The organism is Pseudodonghicola sp. (genome assembly GCF_048268305.1).
Classification (GTDB): domain Bacteria; phylum Pseudomonadota; class Alphaproteobacteria; order Rhodobacterales; family Rhodobacteraceae; genus Pseudodonghicola.
In genome coordinates, this window is the sequence record NZ_JBLWVT010000002.1 from 321,036 (window position 1) to 340,279 (window position 19,244).

18 protein-coding genes are annotated in these 19,244 nt (G+C 65.0%); 10 read left to right on the plus strand and 8 right to left on the minus strand.

The window, feature by feature from the left end; all coding sequences use genetic code 11:
* The first annotated feature begins 22 nt into the window (after positions 1 to 22).
* From ACN0V4_RS04660 to ACN0V4_RS04670, 3 genes are all read left to right on the plus strand, one after another.
* Positions 23 to 2,386: a xanthine dehydrogenase family protein molybdopterin-binding subunit gene (locus ACN0V4_RS04660; protein ID WP_417673493.1), complete on the plus strand. Its 2,364-nt coding sequence runs from the start codon at positions 23 to 25 to the stop codon at positions 2,384 to 2,386.
* Positions 2,387 to 2,479: 93 nt separating this feature from the next.
* Positions 2,480 to 3,268: an FAD binding domain-containing protein gene (locus tag ACN0V4_RS04665; protein ID WP_417673495.1), complete on the plus strand. Its 789-nt coding sequence runs from the start codon at positions 2,480 to 2,482 to the stop codon at positions 3,266 to 3,268.
* A 349-nt stretch (positions 3,269 to 3,617) separates the two neighbouring features.
* Entirely contained in the window at positions 3,618 to 3,974 is a 357-nt protein-coding gene (locus tag ACN0V4_RS04670) for a phasin family protein (protein ID WP_417673497.1), read from the plus strand.
* A 109-nt stretch (positions 3,975 to 4,083) separates the two neighbouring features.
* Here the strand turns inward: ACN0V4_RS04670 and infC are convergent, their stop codons facing one another.
* A complete protein-coding gene (gene infC / locus ACN0V4_RS04675) occupies positions 4,084 to 4,632 on the minus strand; it encodes a translation initiation factor IF-3 (RefSeq protein ID WP_417673922.1) in 549 nt (182 codons plus the stop codon).
* 207 nt (positions 4,633 to 4,839) lie between these two features.
* Between infC and ACN0V4_RS04680 the strand changes: the two genes are divergently transcribed.
* The gene (locus ACN0V4_RS04680; protein WP_417673499.1) at positions 4,840 to 5,505 is read left to right on the plus strand and encodes a hypothetical protein; all 666 of its coding nucleotides are present in this window, start codon (positions 4,840 to 4,842) and stop codon (positions 5,503 to 5,505) included.
* Positions 5,506 to 5,606: 101 nt separating this feature from the next.
* Here the strand turns inward: ACN0V4_RS04680 and ACN0V4_RS04685 are convergent, their stop codons facing one another.
* The 6 genes from ACN0V4_RS04685 to cobA all read right to left on the minus strand — a co-directional run bounded on the left by ACN0V4_RS04685 (position 5,607) and on the right by cobA (position 10,538).
* Complete coding sequence (locus ACN0V4_RS04685) at positions 5,607 to 6,467, minus strand: ferredoxin--NADP reductase (protein WP_417673501.1); 861 nt, start codon at positions 6,465 to 6,467, stop codon at positions 5,607 to 5,609.
* 49 nt (positions 6,468 to 6,516) lie between these two features.
* Positions 6,517 to 6,918: a DUF934 domain-containing protein gene (locus ACN0V4_RS04690; RefSeq protein ID WP_417673503.1), complete on the minus strand. Its 402-nt coding sequence runs from the start codon at positions 6,916 to 6,918 to the stop codon at positions 6,517 to 6,519.
* Positions 6,915 to 7,694 (minus strand): phosphoadenylyl-sulfate reductase, encoded by a 780-nt coding sequence (locus ACN0V4_RS04695; protein WP_417673505.1) that lies wholly within the window; start codon positions 7,692 to 7,694, stop codon positions 6,915 to 6,917. The genes ACN0V4_RS04690 and ACN0V4_RS04695 overlap by 4 nt, the downstream gene beginning before the upstream one ends.
* A 4-nt stretch (positions 7,695 to 7,698) precedes the next feature.
* On the minus strand, positions 7,699 to 9,366 hold the full coding sequence (locus ACN0V4_RS04700) for a nitrite/sulfite reductase (RefSeq protein ID WP_417673507.1): 1,668 nt from the start codon (positions 9,364 to 9,366) through the stop codon (positions 7,699 to 7,701).
* A gap of 90 nt (positions 9,367 to 9,456) precedes the next feature.
* Entirely contained in the window at positions 9,457 to 9,756 is a 300-nt protein-coding gene (locus tag ACN0V4_RS04705; protein ID WP_417673509.1) for a DUF2849 domain-containing protein, read from the minus strand.
* On the minus strand, positions 9,756 to 10,538 hold the full coding sequence (gene cobA / locus ACN0V4_RS04710; protein ID WP_417673511.1) for a uroporphyrinogen-III C-methyltransferase: 783 nt from the start codon (positions 10,536 to 10,538) through the stop codon (positions 9,756 to 9,758). Before cobA ends, ACN0V4_RS04705 begins: the two co-directional genes overlap by 1 nt.
* A 144-nt stretch (positions 10,539 to 10,682) precedes the next feature.
* On the opposite strand from cobA, the gene ACN0V4_RS04715 reads away from it, so the two are divergent.
* Positions 10,683 to 11,150 carry an Lrp/AsnC family transcriptional regulator gene (locus ACN0V4_RS04715; protein WP_417673513.1) on the plus strand — a complete coding sequence of 156 codons (468 nt, stop codon included), beginning with the start codon at positions 10,683 to 10,685 and terminating at the stop codon, positions 11,148 to 11,150.
* A 198-nt stretch (positions 11,151 to 11,348) separates the two neighbouring features.
* On the opposite strand, the gene ACN0V4_RS04720 is transcribed toward ACN0V4_RS04715, so the two are convergent.
* Positions 11,349 to 12,533 carry a cytochrome P450 gene (locus tag ACN0V4_RS04720; RefSeq protein ID WP_417673515.1) on the minus strand — a complete coding sequence of 395 codons (1,185 nt, stop codon included), beginning with the start codon at positions 12,531 to 12,533 and terminating at the stop codon, positions 11,349 to 11,351.
* A 9-nt stretch (positions 12,534 to 12,542) separates the two neighbouring features.
* Here ACN0V4_RS04720 and ACN0V4_RS04725 point away from each other — a divergent pair, with 9 nt between their 5' ends.
* The 5 genes from ACN0V4_RS04725 to ACN0V4_RS04745 all read left to right on the plus strand — a co-directional run bounded on the left by ACN0V4_RS04725 (position 12,543) and on the right by ACN0V4_RS04745 (position 19,021).
* A complete protein-coding gene (locus ACN0V4_RS04725) occupies positions 12,543 to 14,351 on the plus strand; it encodes a sensor histidine kinase (RefSeq protein ID WP_417673517.1) in 1,809 nt (602 codons plus the stop codon).
* On the plus strand, positions 14,348 to 15,577 hold the full coding sequence (locus ACN0V4_RS04730; protein WP_417673519.1) for a sigma-54-dependent transcriptional regulator: 1,230 nt from the start codon (positions 14,348 to 14,350) through the stop codon (positions 15,575 to 15,577). Before ACN0V4_RS04725 ends, ACN0V4_RS04730 begins: the two co-directional genes overlap by 4 nt.
* Positions 15,578 to 15,842: 265 nt before the next feature.
* Entirely contained in the window at positions 15,843 to 16,847 is a 1,005-nt protein-coding gene (locus tag ACN0V4_RS04735) for a DctP family TRAP transporter solute-binding subunit (protein WP_417673521.1), read from the plus strand.
* A 103-nt stretch (positions 16,848 to 16,950) separates the two neighbouring features.
* A complete protein-coding gene (locus tag ACN0V4_RS04740) occupies positions 16,951 to 17,640 on the plus strand; it encodes a TRAP transporter small permease (protein ID WP_417673523.1) in 690 nt (229 codons plus the stop codon).
* 4 nt (positions 17,641 to 17,644) lie between these two features.
* A complete protein-coding gene (locus ACN0V4_RS04745; protein ID WP_417673525.1) occupies positions 17,645 to 19,021 on the plus strand; it encodes a TRAP transporter large permease in 1,377 nt (458 codons plus the stop codon).
* Positions 19,022 to 19,244: the final 223 nt, after the last annotated feature.

Here is a 19,244-nt window from a genome sequence, read left to right on the forward strand (position 1 = left end):
AGCTCTCTGGGAGGAGAAAGACATGCCGAAAGACCATGGAATTGGCGCCAGCCCGAAGCGGCGCGAGGATCTGCGTTTCCTGACCGGAAGCGGCAGATATACCGATGACATCAACCTGCGCGGTCAAGCTTACGTGCACTTCCTGCGCTCCGACATGGCACATGGGAAGATCAACGGGATCGACACCAGCGCCGCCGCCGCGATGCCCGGCGTCATCCGCATTTTCACCGGCGCCGACTTCGAAGGCCTGGGCGGGCTGCCCTGCGGCTGGCAGGTCACCGACAAGCACGGCCAGCCGATGCAGGAACCGGGGCACCCGGTGCTGGCCCAGGGCAAGGTGCGCCATGTCGGCGATCCCATTGCCGCGGTGGTGGCCGAAACCCGCGAGCAGGCCCGCGATGCCGCCGAGGCGATCGAGCTGGATATCGAGGAACTGCCGGCAGTGGTCGACATGAAGGCGGCGCTGCGGGACGGCGCGCCCAAGGTGCATGACGATCTGACTTCGAACCTCTGCTATGACTGGGGCTTCGTCGAGGAGAACAAGGCGGCGGTGGAGGAGGCCTTTCAGAAGGCCGCCCATGTCACCACGCTGGAACTGGTGAACAACCGGCTGATCGCCAACCCGATGGAACCGCGGGTGGCGGTGGGCGATTACGACCGGGCCAATGACGACAGCACGCTCTACACCACCAGCCAGAACCCGCATGTGATCCGCCTGCTGATGGGCGCCTTCGTCCTTGGCATCCCCGAGCACAAGCTGCGGGTGGTGGCCCCCGATGTGGGCGGCGGCTTTGGCACCAAGATCTTCCATTATGCCGAGGAAGCCTTCTGCACCTTCGCGGCCAAGCAGATCAATCGCCCGGTGAAATGGACCGCCAGCCGGTCCGAGGCCTTCATCTCCGACGCCCATGGCCGCGATCATGTGACCAAGATTCAACTGGCGCTCGATGCCGACAACAACTTCACTGCGCTCCGGACCGAGACCTACGCCAACATGGGGGCGTATCTTTCCACCTTCGCGCCCTCGGTGCCGACCTGGCTGCACGGCACGCTGATGGCGGGGAATTACAAGACGCCGCTGATCTATGTGAACGTGAAAGCGGTCTTCACCAATACGGTGCCGGTCGATGCCTATCGCGGCGCCGGCCGGCCGGAGGCGACCTTCCAGCTGGAACGGGTGGTCGACAAGGCGGCACTCGAGCTGGGCGTCGATCCCATCGCGCTGCGCCGGCAGAATTTCATCACCGAATTCCCCTATGCCACCCCGGTGGCGGTGGAATATGACACCGGCGATTACCACGCGACGATGGACAAGCTGGAGGAGATCGCCGATCTCAAGGGCTTTGCCGCGCGCCGAGCGGAGAGTGAGAAGCGCGGCCGGCTCAGGGGGCTCGGCCTCAACTGTTATATCGAGGCCTGCGGCATCGCGCCGTCGCATCTGGTGGGGCAACTGGGCGCTCGTGCCGGGCTCTATGAAAGCGCCACGGTGCGGGTCAATGCGACCGGCGGCCTGGTGGTGATGACCGGCTCGCATTCCCACGGGCAGGGGCATGAGACCTCCTTCCCGCAGGTGATCGCCGAGATGATCGGCATCGACGAGAGCATGGTCGAGATCGTCCATGGCGATACCTCGAAGATCCCGATGGGCATGGGCACCTATGGCTCGCGCAGCATCGCGGTCGGCGGCTCGGCCATGGTGCGGGCGACCGAGAAGATCATCAAGAAGGCCAAGAAGATCGCGGCCCATCTGATGGAGGCCTCGGAAGCGGATATCGAGCTGAAGGACGGCCGGTTCAGCGTTGCCGGCACCGACAAGTCGGTGGCCTGGGGCGATGTCACCCTGGCGGCCTATGTGCCGCACAACTACCCGCTGGAAGAGCTGGAGCCGGGGTTGGAGGAGACCGCCTTCTATGATCCCAGCAACTTCACCTATCCCTCGGGCGCCTATGCCTGCGAGGTGGAGGTCGATCCCGACACCGGCAAGGTGACCATCGAGCGGTTCTCGGCCGCCGATGACTTCGGCAATATCATAAACCCGATGATCGTGACCGGGCAGGTGCATGGCGGGATCGGCCAGGGCATCGGCCAGGCGCTACTGGAAGGCGCGGTCTATGACGAGAACGGCCAGCTGCTCAACGCCTCCTACATGGATTACGCCATGCCGCGGGCCAGCGACCTGCCGTTCTATACGGTGGATCATTCCTGTCAGACGCCTTGCACCCACAACCCGCTGGGGGTGAAGGGCTGCGGCGAGGCCGGCGCCATCGGCTCGCCGCCGGCGGTGGTCAACGCAGTGGTGGACGCGCTGCGCTCTGCGGGTAAGGATATCACCCATATCGACATGCCGCTGAGCCCGGCGCGAGTCTGGGCCGCGATGAACGGATAAGTGCTTCTGGACCGGGGGCTTGCCTCCCGGTCCGCCGCAGTATTTGAACAGAGAGGAAGGGCTGGATGGCCTGCTTTCTCGAAGGAGAGCGAGATGTATGAATTCGAGTTCGTGAAGCCCGCGACGCTGGCCGATGCCATTGCCGCGCTGGGCGAGGAAGAGGCGCAGGCGCTGGGCGGGGGGCAGACCCTGATTCCGACGCTGAAGCAGCGGCTGGCGGCGCCGGCGGTGCTGGTCAGCCTCACCGGTATCGCGGAAATGAAGGGCATTACCATCGGCGCCGGTGAGATCACCATCGGCGGCGGCACCCCCCATGCGGTGGTCGCGGCCGAGGTGGCGGGGGCCTATCCGGCGCTGGCGGCGCTGGCGGGCAATATTGGCGATCCGGCGGTGCGCAATCGCGGCACCATCGGCGGCAGCCTGGCCAACAATGACCCTTCGGCCTGTTACCCCTCGGCGGCGCTGGCCTCGGGGGCGACCATCGTGACCAGCAACCGCGAGATCGCGGCGGACGATTATTTCCAGGGCATGTTCACCACCGCCCTGGAGGAGGGGGAGATCATCACCGCGGTGCGCTTTCCGGTGCCCGAGGTGGCGAGCTATCAGAAGTTCGAACAACCCGCCTCGCGTTTCGCCCTGGTCGGTGTCTTCGTGGCGAAGTACCCCGATGGGGTGCGAGTGGCGGTCACCGGCGCCTCGGAAGAGGGGGTGTTCCGCTGGACCGAGGCCGAGGCGGCGCTGAGTGCCGATTTCAGCCCGACCGCGCTGGAGGGGCTGAGCGTCTCGCCGGAGGGGATGATCGCCGATCTGCATGGAACGGCGGAGTATCGCGCACATCTGATCACGGTGATGACCAAACGGGCGGTTGCCGCCGCCAGCTGAGCAAGCCCGCGTCGCCGATTGATGCAGATCAATCTGTGACGCAGCGGGGTGTGATATTCATAGCCTTGCGAGAGAGGCGCGCGGGGTTTTGGCGAGCCGAAACCTTCGGTCGGGTCCGGTAGCGGGGGGATTTCAGGCGGTGGCATGGGGATGTGCCGTCTTTTCGATCCCTCCGCACTGGGGCCAGGCGAGAAGCATGGTCCCTCCTACCGTATAGCGCGAATCGGCTTCACGTTGGCAGTGATCCTGTGTCTTAATATGGCGGCGCGTGGAGGGGACTTTCCACAACCGGACCGGAGATACAGGAGGATGTCCCGGCCGGTCCAGAGAATCGAAAAAGGATGATGATATGGCTGCCGACAAACATGATGCCGCGATGAAAGACGCCTCTCAGGCGGTGAATGATATCATGGCTCAGTATCAGAAGATGGGCTTGAACGCGCTGACCTTGATGGGCGGCGATCTGGTCGAACGTCTGAGCGACATGGGTTCGGAGGTGCTGGATTTCGTCACCAAGCGGGTGAAGGAAGATGTCGAGCTGCAGCATAAGCTGCTGCATTGCCGGGATCTGAACGAGATGCAGCATTTGCAGGGGGAATTCCTGCAACGCGCGATCAACTCCTATACCGATGAGACCGGCAAGATGTTCGAGATGAGCACGGCCTTCTGGATGAACGGTTTCTCGGCGATCAGCAAGAAGGATTGATCGAGGGCAGGGCCGCGCCGGCACTGCCGGGGTGGCGACTGCCGGGCGGACAAGAAAAAGCCCCCGCTGAGGCGGGGGCTGTTTGTATTTCTGGCCGGAAAGGGTCGGATTACTTGCTGGGAAGAGGGCCGATCATCATGATCATCTGACGGCCTTCCATCTTCGGCATATTCTCGATCTTGCCGAGTTCCTTGACATCTTCGGCCACGCGTTCAAGCAGTTCGCGTCCGAGGTTCTGGTGTGCCATCTCGCGGCCGCGGAACCGCAGGGTTATCTTCACCTTGTCGCCGCCCTCTAGGAACTTGACCACGCTTTTCATCTTCACTTCGTAGTCATGGGTATCCGTGTTCGGACGGAACTTGATTTCCTTGACCTCGATGATCTTCTGCTTCTTGCGAGCTTCGCTTTCGCGCTTCTGCTGTTCGTATTTGAACTTGCCGAAGTCCATGATCTTGCAGACCGGAGGCTCGGCGTTAGGCGAAATCTCGACCAGATCCAGACCCGCTTCCTCAGCCAGGGCGAGTGCCTTTGCAGGCGTGACAACGCCAATGTTTTCGCCCTCTGCACCGATCAGGCGAATTTCGGGCGAACGGATTTTTTCGTTGATACGAGGGCCAGTGTCGCGCGTCGGGGGCGCGTTGTGGGGTCTGCGGGCTATGGTTTTGTTCCTTCGGTGGTTTGCAAGGAGAATCCGATTTCGCACGGTAAACTTCACCCGGTTTCGTTTCAAGCGGCAAAATCATGCCGTAAGCGAAGGGAATATCGTGAGTTTACCGTTTCGATGAGATATGTCGCTTACTACGAGAGGTATCACCTCTAGGTTGTGCCCGCTCTTGTTTGAGGGGGTATGTAAAGGAAACGTGAAATGAAAAAACTGATTTGGGTTGTGGTCGTCGTCATCATCCTGGGCGCGGCTTACTATGTTTACAAGGGGCAGACGTCGACCACGCCGGTCGCAGATTCGGCGCCCGAGGCGGCGTCCGTGAGCACGACCGAGACTGCGGCGCAGAAGGCAGAGGAAGCCACGAAGGCGGCCGATGAGGCGGCCAAGGCGGCGGCAGAGGCGGCGAAAGAGACTGCCGACAAGGCCGTGGATCAAGCTGGCGAGGCGGTGAAGTCGACCGCCGAGACGGTCAAGGATACGGCGACCCAGGTCATGGACGCGGCGAAGGACAAGGCCGAGGCAGCGACCGAGGCCGCGGGTGCGGCGACGGAAGCCGCCAAGGAGACGGCGAGCGATGCGGTGAAATCGGCCACCGAGGCCGCTGGTGACGCTGCTGCGGCGGCCAAGGACGCGGCGAGCAATGCGGTTGATGCCACCAAGTCGGCGGCGGGTGAAGCCGTCACCGGGACCAAGGATTGGTTGACCGCTGCCGGTTTCAACATGGAAAAGGCAGTCGAGGCGATCGACAATTCCACCCTCGACGTGGCGCAGAAGCTGATGCTGAAGACCGGTCTGGAACAAGCCAAGAACGACCCGAGCCTGCTGCAAGCGGCGCTCGACAAGGTGAAATCCGCGCTGGGGATGTAACCCCTCGCCGAGACGATTGGTCAGAACGGAAACCGCCCGGATGCAGTCAGCATCCGGGCGGTTTTCATTTCGGGATCGGTTTGGTTGCGAAGGGGCCCGGATCAGTCCAGGAAGGCCTTTTCCACCACGTAATGCTGCGGGTTGGAATTGGCGCCCTCGACCAGGCCGTAGCCTTCCAGCATTTCCTTGATCTCGAGGTTGAAGGCCAGGTTGCCGCAGACCATGGCGCGGTCCTCGACAGGGTTGATCTGTGGCACGCCGAGATCGGCGAAGACCTCGCCCTTGCGCATCAGGTCGGTGATGCGGCCCATCTTCGGGCTCTCTTCCCGGGTGGTGGTGGGGTAGTATTTGATCTTCTTCCAGAAGCCTTCGCCGATCAGCTCGTTCAGCATCTCGTCGGTCTTCAGGCTTTCGATCAACTCGCGCCCATATTGCAGCTCACCAACCTCGCGGCAGGTGTGGGTGATGATCACCTCATCGTAGTCTTCATAGGTCTGCGGTTCGCGCAGCAGCGAGGCGAAGGGGGCGAAGCCGGTGCCGGTGGCAAAGAACCAGATGCGCTTGCCGGGCAACAGCGCGTCATGCACCAGGGTGCCGACGGGTTTGGGGCGCAGGATGATCGCGTCGCCGGGCTGGATATGTTGCAGTCTCGAGGTCAGCGGCCCGTCCTGCACCTTGATCGAATAGAATTCCAGTTCCTCGTCCCAGGAGGGGGAGGCGATGGAATAGGCACGCAGCAGCGGTTTCTGCTTGCCGGTCTTGGGGTCGGGATCACCCATCAGGCCGATCATCACGAATTCGCCCGACCGGAACCGCATCGAGGCCGGCCGCGTCACCCGGAAGGAGAACAGCCGGTCGGTCCAGTGCTTCACGAAGGTGACGGTCTGGGCGTCGGGCAGGGCGAGTTTCTTAACGGGGGTCGCGTCAGTCGCTTGATCGGTCACGGGGCGCATCTCTGTCATCGGTTTCCTTGTCGGCCTTTTGAACCGATACCTCTGAGTAATCTTTGATTCAGGTCAGGTGAAGGGGGGATTGCCCGCGCAGCCGGGATTGATAGTCATGCGCGCGCCAATCTGCCCGCGCAAGCCAGTCGGATTCGGGTTGGCGGGCGGCCAGATCGTCGGAGATTTCGACCTCGTCAAAGCCCGAGCGGCGCGCCATGGCGTATTGATCCGACAGAACATGACCCTGGGCGCGCAGCCGGCCGGCGAAGCCCAGCCGCCTGAGATCGCGCGCCAGGGTAAAGCCGCGCCCGTCGGCGAAGCTGGGAAAGCTGACCCGGACCAGGTCGAGTTCGCCCAGACGGTCGGCCAGATCGCTGGCCCGCCCGCCCGGGGTCAAGGTGGCGGTGCGGGCTTCGTCCCCGCTCCAGTCGTCGGGGACAAAGCCCCGGTCGGTGACGATGACGGTCATTCGGATGCTCCTATGCGCACGAGTTTGCCGTTGACGAAATGGATGCCGCATTCCTCTTTCTGCTGGCCGCGCCAGCGCCCGGCGCGCGGATCTTCGCCCGGTTTCACCGGCGAGGTGCAAGGCGCGCAGCCGATAGACGGGTAGCCCCTGGCCACCAGCGGATGGCGGGGCAGGCGGTTTTCCTCCATATAGGCGCGGATGTCCTCCGGTGCCCAATGGGCCAGCGGGTTGATCTTGATCCGGGGGGCCGTTCCGTCGCTGCCCTCCTCAACCTCGAAGAAATCGAGCGCGGCGCGGGTGCCGGCCTGGAACCGCTTGCGGCCGGTGATCCAGCCGTCATATCCGCTCAGCGCCTTTTGCAGCGGCCGGGTTTTCCTGAGCGCGCAGCAGGCGTCGGTGTCACGCAGATGCAGCGTTCCGTCGGGATCCTCGGTGCCGATATCGGCGGCGCGGATGATCTGCACGTTCGACAGATGCAGCCGTTCCGTCAGCTCGGTCTGATAGACCAGGGTTTCGGTGAACAGCATTTCGGTGTCGATGAAGAGCACCGGCACATGGCGGTCGATCACCGCCGCCATGTGCAAAAGCACCACGGATTCCGCCCCGAAGCTGGAGACCAGCGCGATATGCCCGGCTTCGGTCAGCGCCGCTTTCATCACCGAGGTGGCGGAATGGTGTCGGTAGCGGGCGTTGAGGTCGGCGACCTTGTCGGCGAGCGCCCCCGCCGCCTCGGCGCCGAAGCCTCCGGCGGCCGTATTTGGAACGAGAAGAACCATGGGGTTACGCGGCCTTGGTGCGGGCGCCTTCGTCATAGAGCGCGGATTTGAACGGGGCGTCGCCGAGGCGGCGGTAGGTGGCGAGGAAGCTTTCCTCGGGGTCTTCGCGCAGATCAAGATAGGCGCGGATCAGCCGTTCGATGGCCGGCACGATCTCGTCGGCAGGAAAGCCCGGGCCGGTACGGGAGCCGATCACCGCATCGGGGCCGGCGTCGCCGCCGAGCGTGATCTGATAGTTCTCGACCCCGGCGCGATCGAGCCCGAGAATGCCGATATGGCCCACATGGTGATGGCCGCAGGCGTTGATGCAGCCGGAGATCTTGATCTTCAGCGGGCCGATCTCGTGTTCGAGCTTCAGCTCCTCGAACCGGGTGGCGATCTCCTGCGCGATCGGGATCGAGCGGGCGGTGGCCAGGGCGCAATAATCCATGCCGGGGCAGGCGATGATATCGCTGATCAGCCCGATATTGGCGGTGGCGAGCCCGTGGGCCTTGAGCGTGGCGTGAAGCCGCGGCAAGTCGGATTTATGCACATGCGGCAGGATCACGTTCTGTTCGTGGCTGATGCGCAGCTCGTCATAGCCGGAGTGCTCGGCCAGGTCGGCCATGGCGCGCATCTGCGCCGCGGTGGCGTCGCCGGGCGTCTGGCCCGGGGTCTTCAGGCTGATCGAGACCACGGCATGATCGTCGCGCCGATGCGCGGCGAGGTTGGTATCGGCCCAGGCGCGGAACACCGGATCGGCGGCATAGGCGGTCTCATAGGTTTCGGTATTGCCGCCGCGGAAGGCGGGCGGGGCGAAATGCGTCTCGATCTGGGCCAGCAGCGCCTGATCCTCGCCGGAGAATTCGGCGCGGGTCTCGACGAAGCGCGCCTCGACCAGGCGGCGGATTTCCTCGATGCCGGTCTCGTGCACGGTGATCTTGATCCGCGCCTTGTACTTGTTGTCGCGCCGGCCCAGCAGGTTGTAGGTGGAGAGCACGGCTTCGAGATAGGGCAGGAGGTCGGCGCGCGGCAGGAAGTCGCGCAGCACCTGGCCGATCATCGGCGTGCGGCCGAGGCCCCCACCGACCAGCACCTGAAGGCCCAGTTCGCCGTCCTTTTCAACGATGCGCAGCCCGACATCATGGGCGGCGGTCACCGCGCGGTCGTTGGGGCTGCCAGTGATGGCGATCTTGAACTTGCGGCCCAGGAACTGGAACTCCGGATGGTCGGTCGACCATTGGCGGATCAGCTCGGCCAGCGGCCGGGGATCGGCGATTTCATCGGCGGCGGCCCCGGCGAAATGGTCGGCGGTGGTGTTGCGGATGGTATTGCCCGAGGTCTGGATCGCGTGCAGCCCGACCTCGGCCAGCGCGTCGAGCATGTCGGGGATGTCGGGTAGTTTCGGCCAGTTGTACTGGATGTTCTGCCGGGTGGTGAAATGGCCATAACCCTTGTCCCACTTTTCGGCCAGCAGGGCGAGTTGGCGCATCTGCGCTGCATTCAGCGTACCATAGGGGATCGCGACCCGCAGCATATAGGCATGAAGCTGCAGATAGACGCCGTTCATCAGGCGCAGCGGCTTGAATTCATCCTCGGTCAGGTGGCCCTTGAGGCGGCGGTCCACCTGGGCGCGGAACTGGGCGTTGCGTTCGGCCAGAAAGGCGCGGTCGAAGTCGGAATAGCTGTACATCTCGGGCTCCTTCTCCGGCATGGGGGCCGGGGGAATTTTCCTGGAAGAAAATTCCCAAAAATCTTCGAAGATTTTTGGGCGGCGTCGCGGTCAGAGGGCCGTCTGCTTGCCGTGGGCGTAATTCGACGGGCCGGTGGCGCGGAAGGCCTCGCGGAAGTGGATGGGCTCGGGGCCATGCGGGCCCGGCTTCACCTCGGCCAGATAGGCGCCGACCACGCGGTTCGGCTGGCTTTCGGCCAGCAGCAGGCGCAATTGCGCATGCGCCTCGTCCTCGATCAGCTCGGCCTCGGCGAGATGCCGGGTCCAGTGGTCATCGGCGGTGAGATAGATCACATCGCCTTCGAGGAGATCCGAGGCGGTGACGACCTTGGGGCTATAGGGGCGGGACATCAGGCGCGTTCCTTGGTCAGTTCGGCGAGGGCGGCTTCGGCGGCGCGCGGGGCGAGGCCGAAGAGGGTGAGGACGGGGCCGGAGAGTTCGGCCCGCGCCAGATCGTCGGTCAGCTGGTCGAGCGTGGTGGCCAGCACCTGCTGATCGGGGCGGGAGGCATTGGCGATGAGCGTCACCGGCGTGGCGCGGTCGGCGCCATGCATGATCAGCCGGCCCTGCAGGAAGCGGGCGGCGCGCAGACCCATGTAGATCGCCGCCACCTCTCCCGGGCGGGCCAGCACCGCCCAGTCGTGATCGGCATAGCCTTCGACATCATGGCCGGTGATCAGCCGCACGGCGGAATTGCGGCCGCGCCGGGTCAGGCTCTGGCCGATCGCGGCGACGGCGGCAGAGGCGGCGGTGATGCCGGGAACGATGGACCACGCCAGTTGCGCAGCCTCGCAGGCCTCGATCTCCTCATCAAGGCGGCCGAAGACGGTGGGATCGCCGGATTTCAGCCGTACCACCCGCGCGCCGGTCAGCGCCTGGTCCACGATCAGCGCGTTGATCTCTTCTTGCTTCATCGCCTGGCCGAAGCCGGTCTTGCCGGTCTCGATCAGCCGCGCGGCGGGGCCGGCCAGCGCCAGGATTTCGGTGCTGATCAGCCGGTCGTGCAGGACCACCTCGGCCGTCTGCAGGGCGCGCAGGGCGCCAAGCGTCAGCAGATCGGGGTTGCCCGGGCCGGCGCCGACGAAGCGGACGCTGCCGGGGGCGAAGCTGTGGGTCTGGGCGGGCGTTTGCATCGCGGGGTCTCTCGCTGGGTTTGACTTGAGGGTGAATATAGGAAATATTCCCGGTTTATGGCCATATAGCCGGTCAAATAAGGAAATTCGTTCCGCCGCCGTTGGGCGTTTGAACGCATGTCCCGGAATAAGGAGACATCAGGAATGTCTGTGCGGATCGACGCGCTGGATCGGAAAATTCTGGCAGAGCTGCAGCGCGACGCCAGCCAGTCGCTGGACGTGATCGCCAGCACCATCGGCAGTTCCAAGACCCCGGTCTGGAACCGGATTCGCAAGCTGCGCGACGCCGGGGTGATCGGCAAGCAGACGGTGATCCTCAACCCCGAGGCGCTGGGGTTCGAGGCCTGCTTCTTCGTGCTGATCCGCACCTCGGAGCATGACGCGAGCTGGCAGGCGGATTTTCTGCGCGCCCTGCGCGATCGCCCCGAGGTGCAGGAGGCGCACCGGCTGGCGGGCGATATCGACTATATCCTCAAGGTGCGGGTGAAGAACGCGCGGGCCTATGACGCCTTCTATCAGGCGCTGATCTCGGAGGTGCGGGTGCATAACGTCACCGCGCTTCTGTCGATGGAAGAGATCAAGTCGACCACCGATCTGCCGCTGGAGGGGTGAGGCGGCCCGTCCCTGCGGTCGCATTTTGAACTGAGGTTCGCGCCCGGCCCGGGGGTGGGCGCATTCGCGCCCGCTCTGGGGGGCGGGGCGGACCCGAACCGGGGCTGACGCCCCCGGGCGCGTTGGATCTCTCGCCGCGCCGGGTGTTCGCCGGGGCAGGAATGCGGCTCAAGGTCGGCTCTGCCCATCGGTCCCGGCTCAGCCGGCGCGCACCATCAGCCGGGTGAGCCCGTGGAAATGGTAGGTATCGCTGTAGCTTGGCGGCGCCGCCAGGCGCAGATCGGGGCAGCGGGCGAAGAGGATCGGCAGGGCGATCCGCATCTCGAGCCGGGCGAGCGGCGCGCCGACGCAGAAATGCAGCCCGCCGCCGAAGGCCGCGTTGGTCTGCGCGGGGCGGGCGGGATCGAAGCGATCGGGATCGGGCCAGACAGCGGGGTCACGATTGGCCGCCCCCAACAGCAGCGCCACCTGATCGCCGCGGCGAAAGTCATGGCCGAAAACCGTCATCTCTTCATAGACATAGCGGGTGAACATATGCAGCGGCGGATCGTGGCGCAGGATTTCCTCGACGGTGCCGTCGATGCGGTCGGGGGTCAGCCAGGCGGGGTCGGTGCCGGTTTCCAACAGGGTCTTCACCCCGTTCCCCAGCGCATGCACCGTCGCCTCGTGCCCGGCGTTCAACAGCAGGATGCAGGTGGTGATCAGCTCGTCCGAGGAGAGCCGTGCGCCATCCTCCTCGGCGGCGATCAGCCTTGTGATCAGATCGTCGGCCGGGTGGGCGCGGCGCGCCTCGACATAGGCGCGCAGGAAGGTTGAGAATTCGGTCGCGGCGGTGGCGGCCGCGATCTCATCCGCCTGGCTGTGGCCGGCCTGATAGACCGCCACCATGGCGTGCGACCAGCCGAGCAGGTGCGGCGCCATCGCCTCCGGCACGCCGAGGAGGCGCGCGATGGTGATCACCGGCACCCGGGTGCAATAGGCGTCGAGCAGGTCGAAGTCCCCGGCGGGGAATTGGTCGATCAGGTCGTGGCAAAGGCTGCTCACCCCCTCGCTCAGCGCCGCGATGGCGCGCGAGGTGAAGGCGCGCAGCACCAGGGACCTGAGCCGGGTGTGGCGGGGCGGCTCGAGTTCCAGCATCGAATGCGCCTCGATCGCCATGAAGGGGGCAAGGTGTTCGGGCACCGGCCGGGCCAGTTCGGTGGGCATTTCGCGGCCGAAGCGGCGGTCGCGCAGGATCGCCTGCACCGTCTCATGGCTCAGCGCCGCCGGCATGTCGTAGTCGTCCCACCAGATCAGCGGCGCCTCGGCGCGGGCGCGGGAATAAAACCCGTAAGGCGACTGGACAAAGGCGGGATCGGTCGGTGACTGGCTGAGGTGTTTCATGCCTTGGGCATGGCCGAGCCCACTGGTCAATGCAAGCCTGGCTTTGGTATCCTGCCGGTCATGACGCGGCTTCCCCTGCAGACACGTGTGATCCTTCTGGTCTTCCTGCTCGGCGTGGGCGGGTTGACGGCGGCGGTCTGGCGCTATGGCTATCTGCAGGCGCTGGGGCAGCTCGAACAGCGGGGCGAGGCCGATCTGGCGCTGGCCTCGGACCGGCTGGTCAGCCAGTTGCAGCTCTATCAGGCGCTGGCGGTGATGACGGCGGATCGTCCGGCGCTGATGGGGCTGGAAGACCCGGCGCGCCGGGCATTGGCCGAGGCGCTGCTCAGGCAGGTGGCGGACAAGTCCGGGGCGCTGGACTTGATCTATGCCGATGCTGCCGGCCATGTGGTGGTTGCGGCCAATCCGGGGATGATACCTGTGGATCTGGGGCAGGCGGCGTTCTTTCGCCGGGCGCTGCATGGGGCCTTGGGGCGGGGGCACGGGTTGGTCGGGCCGCTGAAGCGCCGGGCCTATTACTTCGCCGTGCCGATCTTCGCCCCTGGTGGCGCGGTGCAGGGGGCCCTGATCGTCGTCGCCGATCTGGAGGATATCGAACGCAGCTGGCGCGGCAGCCTGCCGCCGGTTTTCTTCACCGATAGCGACGGGCTTGTTTTCATTTCGAACCGGCCGGACCTGCTGTTCTGGCACCGCGATCCGGGACAGCTGGGGCTGACCCGTCCCGAGGGCGCGACGCCGCCGCTGGCGGCGGGGCAGATCGGGGCGCATGATATCTGGCAGCTTGACTGGGGGCCGTATGTGCCGGCCCGTGTGCTGCATCTGTCGCGCGACGCGCCGCTGGTCGAGATGACCGGGGAAATCCTGATCGACGTGGCCCCGGCGCGCCGGCTGGCCGGGTTGCAGGCGGCGGCGGTGGCGGCGATCTGCCTGGCCTTTGGCGCGCTCCTGTTCCTGGCGACCGAGCGGCGGCGCACCCTGGCACTTGCCAATCTGGTGCTGGAAGACCGGGTCGCCGACCGCACCCGTGCGCTGTCCGAGACCAACGAACGGCTGCGGCTCGAGGTGGTGGAGCGGGAGGAGGCAGAGGCGGCGCTGCGCCAGGCGCAGGCCGAGCTGGTGCAGGCCGGCAAGCTTTCGGCGCTGGGGCAGATGAGCGCGGGGATCAGCCACGAATTGAACCAGCCGCTGATGGCGATCCGGCAGTTCGCCGACAATGCCGCCGCCTTTCTGGCGCGCGGCCGGGCCGACCGCGCCGGCGACAATCTGGAGCGGATCGCCGACATGGCGGCGCGGATGGACAGGATCATCCGCAACCTGCGCGCCTTCGCCCGCAACGAACGCGAGCCCTCGGGCAAGGTCGATCTGAACAAGGTGCTGATCCAGGCGGTGGAGCTGACCGAGGCGCGGCTGAAGGGGGCCGGCGTGCGGCTGGACTGGACCCGGCCCGCCGCGCCGCTCTATGTCTGGGGCGGCGAGGTGCGGTTGGCGCAGGTCTTCGTCAATCTGATCAACAACGCGGTGGATGCGATGGGCGGGCGCGATGACAAGTGGATCGGGATCGGCATTTCCGAAACCGGCGCGCGGCTGTCTGTCAGCGTCACCGACAGCGGCCCCGGCATCGCCGATCCTGAGAAGATCTTCGAGCCCTTCTATACAACCAAGGAGGTGCGTGGCGACGAGGGGATGGGGTTGGGCCTGTCGATCTCCTACGGGTTGGTGCAGAGCTTTGGCGGCAATATCCGCGGCGCCAATGCGCCGGGCGGCGGCGCCGTCTTCACCGTGGAACTCGATCGCTGGCAGGCGGAGCAGGCGGCATGACGCGCAAGGTGCTTCTGGTCGATGACGACGCCGCGGTGCGCGACGCGCTGGGGCAGACGCTGGAGCTGGCCGAGCTGGAACCGATCATGGCCAGTTCCTTTGTCATGGCCAAGGATCACATCACCGAGGGCTTCGAGGGGGTGATCCTGTCGGACATCCGCATGCCCGGGCGTGACGGGTTCCATCTGCTGAGCTATGCGCAGGGTGTCGACCGCGAACTGCCGGTGATCCTGCTGACCGGCGAGGGCGATATCCCGATGGCGGTCCGGGCGATGGGGCAGGGTGCCTTTGATTTCCTTGAAAAACCCTGTGCCGCCGCCGACCTGCTGCCGGTGCTGGATCGGGCGCTGAAGACCCGCGAACTGGTGCTGGAAAATCGTCGGCTGAAGCGTCAGCTCGAACGCGGCGATCCGGCGGCGCGGATGATCTTCGGCCTGTCGCCGCAGTCCGAGGAATTGCGCGCCCGGGTGCGCAGCGTGGCGCCGACCGGGGCCGAGGTGCTGGTGACCGGCCCGCCGGGCAGCGGCATTCCCAAGGTGGCCGAGGTGGTGCATCTGATGTCCGCCGTGGCCCGTGGCCCCTTTGTCAAACGCCCCGCCGCCGGGCTGACGCCGGCGGCGCTGGCCGATCTCTGCGCCCAAGGCGCCGGCGGGTCGATCTTTCTGGACGAGGTCGCGGCGATGCCCGAGGCCACGCAATACGCCGCGCTCGAAGTGCTGGAACAGGGATCGCCTGCCCGGGTCATTGCCGGCTCCAGCGCCGATCTGGCGCTGCGGGTGGCCGAAGGCGCCTTCAACGCCGATCTGTTCTATCGGCTCGACGTGATGCGGGTGCGGATCCCGGCACTGAGCGAGCGGCGCGAGGATATCCCGGTGCTGTTTCGCCATTACGTCGCCCAGGCCGCCGAACAGTCGGGCATTCCGGAACCCGAGGTGCGCCCGGATCACCTGGCCGGGCTGATGGCGCAGGACTGGCCCGGCAATGCGCGGTCACTGATGTCTGCGGCGATGCGTTTCGTTCTGGGCATGCCCGAGGAGGTCGGGCGCGAAAGCGGGCTGGGTCTGGCCGAACAGATGGCGCAGGTGGAACGCTCGCTGCTGATCGCGGCGCTCGGGCGGCAGAACGGCCGCGCCTCCGCTGCGGCCGAGGCGCTGAAACTGCCGCGCAAGACCTTCTATGACAAGCTGGCGCGCTATGGGATTCGGCCGGAGGATTACCGCCGATAGTATCGCGAGAACTGTGCGGTTTTCCGCACATCGCATGACATTTTCGTGCGGGATTTCGCACATCTCGCCGGGCATCGTTCATGATCTTGCTTCGATTCGGGAAGCAACGTCATGAAAGAACGCAAGAAAATGAAACCTGCCCGTCTTTGTCGGTCGATGCTTGAGGGAGGCGATTCGAATCGTTTCACTACGCGCAACGCACCGATTCCCGGTGCGGGCCGGGTTTGCGCCCGGGCAAGGACTGTAAATCGGGGAGGAGTATCCGATGAAATTCTTTGGTCTGGCGGGTGTCGCCATCGCGCTGGGGTTGACCGCTCCGGCGGCTTTCGCTGAGGGCTGTGACGAGGGTGAGATCGTCATCAAGTTCAGCCATGTCACCAATACCGACAAGCACCCCAAGGGGATCGCCGCGACGCTGCTGCAAAAGCGGGTCAACGAAGAGATGAACGGCAAGGCCTGCATGGAGGTCTATCCGAACTCGACCCTCTACAACGACGATCAGGTGCTCGAGGCGATGCTGCAGGGCGACGTCCAGCTCGCCGCGCCGTCGCTGTCGAAATTCGAACAGTTCACCAAGACCTTCCGCATCTTCGACCTGCCGTTCATGTTCAAGAACATCGACGCGGTGGACGAGTTCCAGAACTCCGACACCGGCCAGAAGATGAAAGAGGTGATGGTGCGCCGCGGCCTCCTGGGCCTGCAGTTCTGGCACAACGGGATGAAGCAGATCTCGGCCAACAAGCCGCTGATCTGGCCGGCCGATGCCAAGGGGCTGAAATTCCGGGTGCAGAACTCGGACGTGCTGAAGGCGCAGATGAAGGCGATGGGCGCCAGCCCGCAACCGATGGCCTTCTCCGAAGTCTATGGCGCGCTGCAGACCGGCGTTGTCGACGGTCAGCAGAACTCCTGGTCGAACATCTATGGCCAGAAGTTCTTCGAAGTGCAGGACGGGGTGACCGAGGCCAACCTCGGGCTGCTCGACTATATGGTGGTGACCTCGGTCGACTGGTGGGACAGCCTGCCTGATGATGTGCGCGACCAGTTCGCCACCATCCTCAAGGAAGTGACCGAGTCCCGCAACGCGGAATCCTTCAAGGTCAACGAAGAGGCCAAGGAAGCCATCATCGCCGCCGGCGGCGTGGTCCGCGAACTGACCCCTGAACAGCGTCAGGCCTGGGTCGACGTGATGAAACCGGTCTGGGCGGAATTCGTCGCCGACGTGGGCCAGGACAACATCGACGCTGCGCAGGCGATCAACGCCAAACACTGATCGCGATCCAGGGATCGCGGGGCCCGGTTCCCTTCGGGGGCCGGGCCCGGTGTCGCGACACCACATCCTTTTTCTGACAATCCATAGCCGATGGGGGAATGCCATGTCGGTCCATACTACGCCGCAGTCCGGTTGGGGCCGCGCGGTGGAAGAGTTCGAAAAGACGGTGATCGCCGTGTTGCTCGGGCTGATGACGATGATCACCTTCGTCAACGTCGTTCTGCGCTATGGCTTCAATACCGGGATCATCTGGGGGCTCGAGGCGGTGACCTTCCTATTCGCCTGGCTGGTCCTCTTCGGCATCAGCTATGCGGTTAAGGTCACCGCCAACCTCGGGGTCGACGCGGTCCTGAACGCGCTGCGTCCCGGTCCGCGCCGGCTGCTGACGCTGGTCTCGGCGGCGATCTTCATCGCCTATGCCTGCCTGCTGCTGAAGGGGGCCTGGGATTATTGGGCGAATTTCGCCAACCTGCCGCAGACCACTGGCCGCTGGTTCCCCACCGGCTTCGAAGAGATGAAGCGCACCTCCTTCCGCGGCTGGTACGAGGTGGTCGATATCCCGATGCCGGGCTGGCTGCGCTGGATCGAACCGCTGATGAACGATGGCGAGCATTACGAGAAGATCCCGCGGTTCATCCCCTATTTCATGCTGCCCTTCGGCATGGCGCTGCTGCTGTTCCGGGTGCTGCAGGCGACCTGGCGGCTGATCACCGGCCGCGTCGACAGCATGATCGTCAGCCACGAGGCGGAAGACGCCATCGAAGACGTGGCCCACCTGAACCGGGAGAATTGAGCCCATGGAAGTCGTCCTTCTCTTTGCCATGATCATCGGGCTGATGCTGATCGGCGTGCCGATCGCGGTCTCGCTTGGCTTTTCCTCGATCGTCTTCCTGCTGATCCTCAGCGACACCTCGCTCGCCTCGATCGCGCAGAGCTTCTTCCAGGCGATGGCGGGGCATTACACCCTGCTGGCGATCCCCTTCTTCGTGCTCGCCTCCTCCTTCATGTCGACCGGCGGCGTGGCGCGGCGGATCATCCGCTTTTCCATCGCGCTGGTGGGGCATTTCCCGGGCGGGCTGGCGATTGCCGGGGTCTTCGCCTGCATGCTCTTCGCGGCGCTCTCGGGGTCATCTCCGGCCACCGTGGTGGCGATCGGTTCCATCGTCATCGCCGGCATGCGCCAGGTCGGCTACAGCAAGGATTTCGCCGCCGGGGTGATCGCCAATGCCGGCACGCTCGGCATCCTGATCCCGCCGTCGATCGTCATGGTGGTCTATGCCTCGGCCACCGATGTCTCGGTCGGGCGGATGTTCCTGGCCGGCGTGATCCCCGGGCTGCTGGCCGGCACCATGCTGATGGCGACGATCTATATCATCGCCAAGCTGCGCAGCCTGCCGCAGGGCGAATGGCAGGGCTGGGGCGAGGTCTTCAGAGCCGGGTCAGACGCGATCTGGGGGCTGCTGCTGATCGTGATCATCCTGGGCGGCATCTATGGCGGCATCTTCACCCCGACCGAGGCCGCCGCCGTCGCCGCCATCTATGCCTTTCTGGTCGCCACCTTCGTCTATCGCGACATGGGCCCCCTGGCGCGCCCCGAGGGTCAGCGCAACCTGACGCTCCTGGAAAAGCCGCTGGCGCTGGTGACCGCCTTCTTTCACCGCGATACCCGCGACACGCTGTTCGACGCCGGCAAGCTGACCATCACGCTGATGTTCATCATCGCCAATGCGCTGATCCTGAAGCATGTGCTGACGGACGAGCAGATCCCGCAGCAGATCGCCGGGGCGATGCTGGACGCGGGCTTCGGCCCGGTGATGTTCCTGGTGATCGTCAACGTCATCCTGCTGATCGGCGGCCAGTTCATGGAACCCTCGGGGCTGATCGTCATCGTGGCGCCGCTGGTCTTCCCGATCGCGCTGCAGCTCGGCATTGATCCGATCCACCTGGGCATCATCATGGTGGTGAACATGGAGATCGGCATGATCACCCCGCCGGTCGGGCTGAACCTCTTCGTCACCTCGGGCGTGGCGGGGATGCCGATGATGCGGGTGGTCAAGGCCTCGCTGCCCTTCCTTGCGGTGTTGTTCGTCTTCCTGATCATGGTGACCTATATCCCGATCCTGTCGACCTGGCTGCCGACCACCTTCATGGGGCCCGAGCTCATCACCAAATAGGGTCTCTACCGAACCGAAACAGAAAACGCGCGCGGGATATCCCGCGCGCGTTCGCTTTGGTGTCGGACCGATCATCAGACTGCGCCCCGTTTCCCGCGTGGGAACGGTCAGCGCTGAGACGAGAGCGCCGACCCTCTTCGATCTGGCCCAAATATCCCCCCAAATGTCCCGGGCCAAATATCCCGGGGAGGGCGTGCGGGGCACGCCCAGGGCGGAGCCCCAA

Coding starts and splice junctions, on each gene's coding strand:
- ACN0V4_RS04695 (WP_417673505.1), bottom strand. CDS start 7,694: ATGGTTCTTCTCGTTCCAAATACGGCCGCCGGAGGCTTCGGCGCCGAG.
- ACN0V4_RS04690 (WP_417673503.1), bottom strand. CDS start 6,918: ATGACCGTCATCGTCACCGACCGGGGCTTTGTCCCCGACGACTGGAGC.
- ACN0V4_RS04725 (WP_417673517.1), top strand. CDS start 12,543: ATGGCCGAGCCCACTGGTCAATGCAAGCCTGGCTTTGGTATCCTGCCG.
- ACN0V4_RS04685 (WP_417673501.1), bottom strand. CDS start 6,467: ATGACAGAGATGCGCCCCGTGACCGATCAAGCGACTGACGCGACCCCC.
- ACN0V4_RS04670 (WP_417673497.1), top strand. CDS start 3,618: ATGGCTGCCGACAAACATGATGCCGCGATGAAAGACGCCTCTCAGGCG.
- ACN0V4_RS04700 (WP_417673507.1), bottom strand. CDS start 9,366: ATGTACAGCTATTCCGACTTCGACCGCGCCTTTCTGGCCGAACGCAAC.
- ACN0V4_RS04660 (WP_417673493.1), top strand. CDS start 23: ATGCCGAAAGACCATGGAATTGGCGCCAGCCCGAAGCGGCGCGAGGAT.
- ACN0V4_RS04715 (WP_417673513.1), top strand. CDS start 10,683: ATGTCTGTGCGGATCGACGCGCTGGATCGGAAAATTCTGGCAGAGCTG.
- ACN0V4_RS04665 (WP_417673495.1), top strand. CDS start 2,480: ATGTATGAATTCGAGTTCGTGAAGCCCGCGACGCTGGCCGATGCCATT.
- ACN0V4_RS04745 (WP_417673525.1), top strand. CDS start 17,645: ATGGAAGTCGTCCTTCTCTTTGCCATGATCATCGGGCTGATGCTGATC.
- cobA (WP_417673511.1), bottom strand. CDS start 10,538: ATGCAAACGCCCGCCCAGACCCACAGCTTCGCCCCCGGCAGCGTCCGC.
- ACN0V4_RS04720 (WP_417673515.1), bottom strand. CDS start 12,533: ATGAAACACCTCAGCCAGTCACCGACCGATCCCGCCTTTGTCCAGTCG.
- ACN0V4_RS04730 (WP_417673519.1), top strand. CDS start 14,348: ATGACGCGCAAGGTGCTTCTGGTCGATGACGACGCCGCGGTGCGCGAC.
- ACN0V4_RS04705 (WP_417673509.1), bottom strand. CDS start 9,756: ATGTCCCGCCCCTATAGCCCCAAGGTCGTCACCGCCTCGGATCTCCTC.
- ACN0V4_RS04735 (WP_417673521.1), top strand. CDS start 15,843: ATGAAATTCTTTGGTCTGGCGGGTGTCGCCATCGCGCTGGGGTTGACC.
- ACN0V4_RS04680 (WP_417673499.1), top strand. CDS start 4,840: ATGAAAAAACTGATTTGGGTTGTGGTCGTCGTCATCATCCTGGGCGCG.
- ACN0V4_RS04740 (WP_417673523.1), top strand. CDS start 16,951: ATGTCGGTCCATACTACGCCGCAGTCCGGTTGGGGCCGCGCGGTGGAA.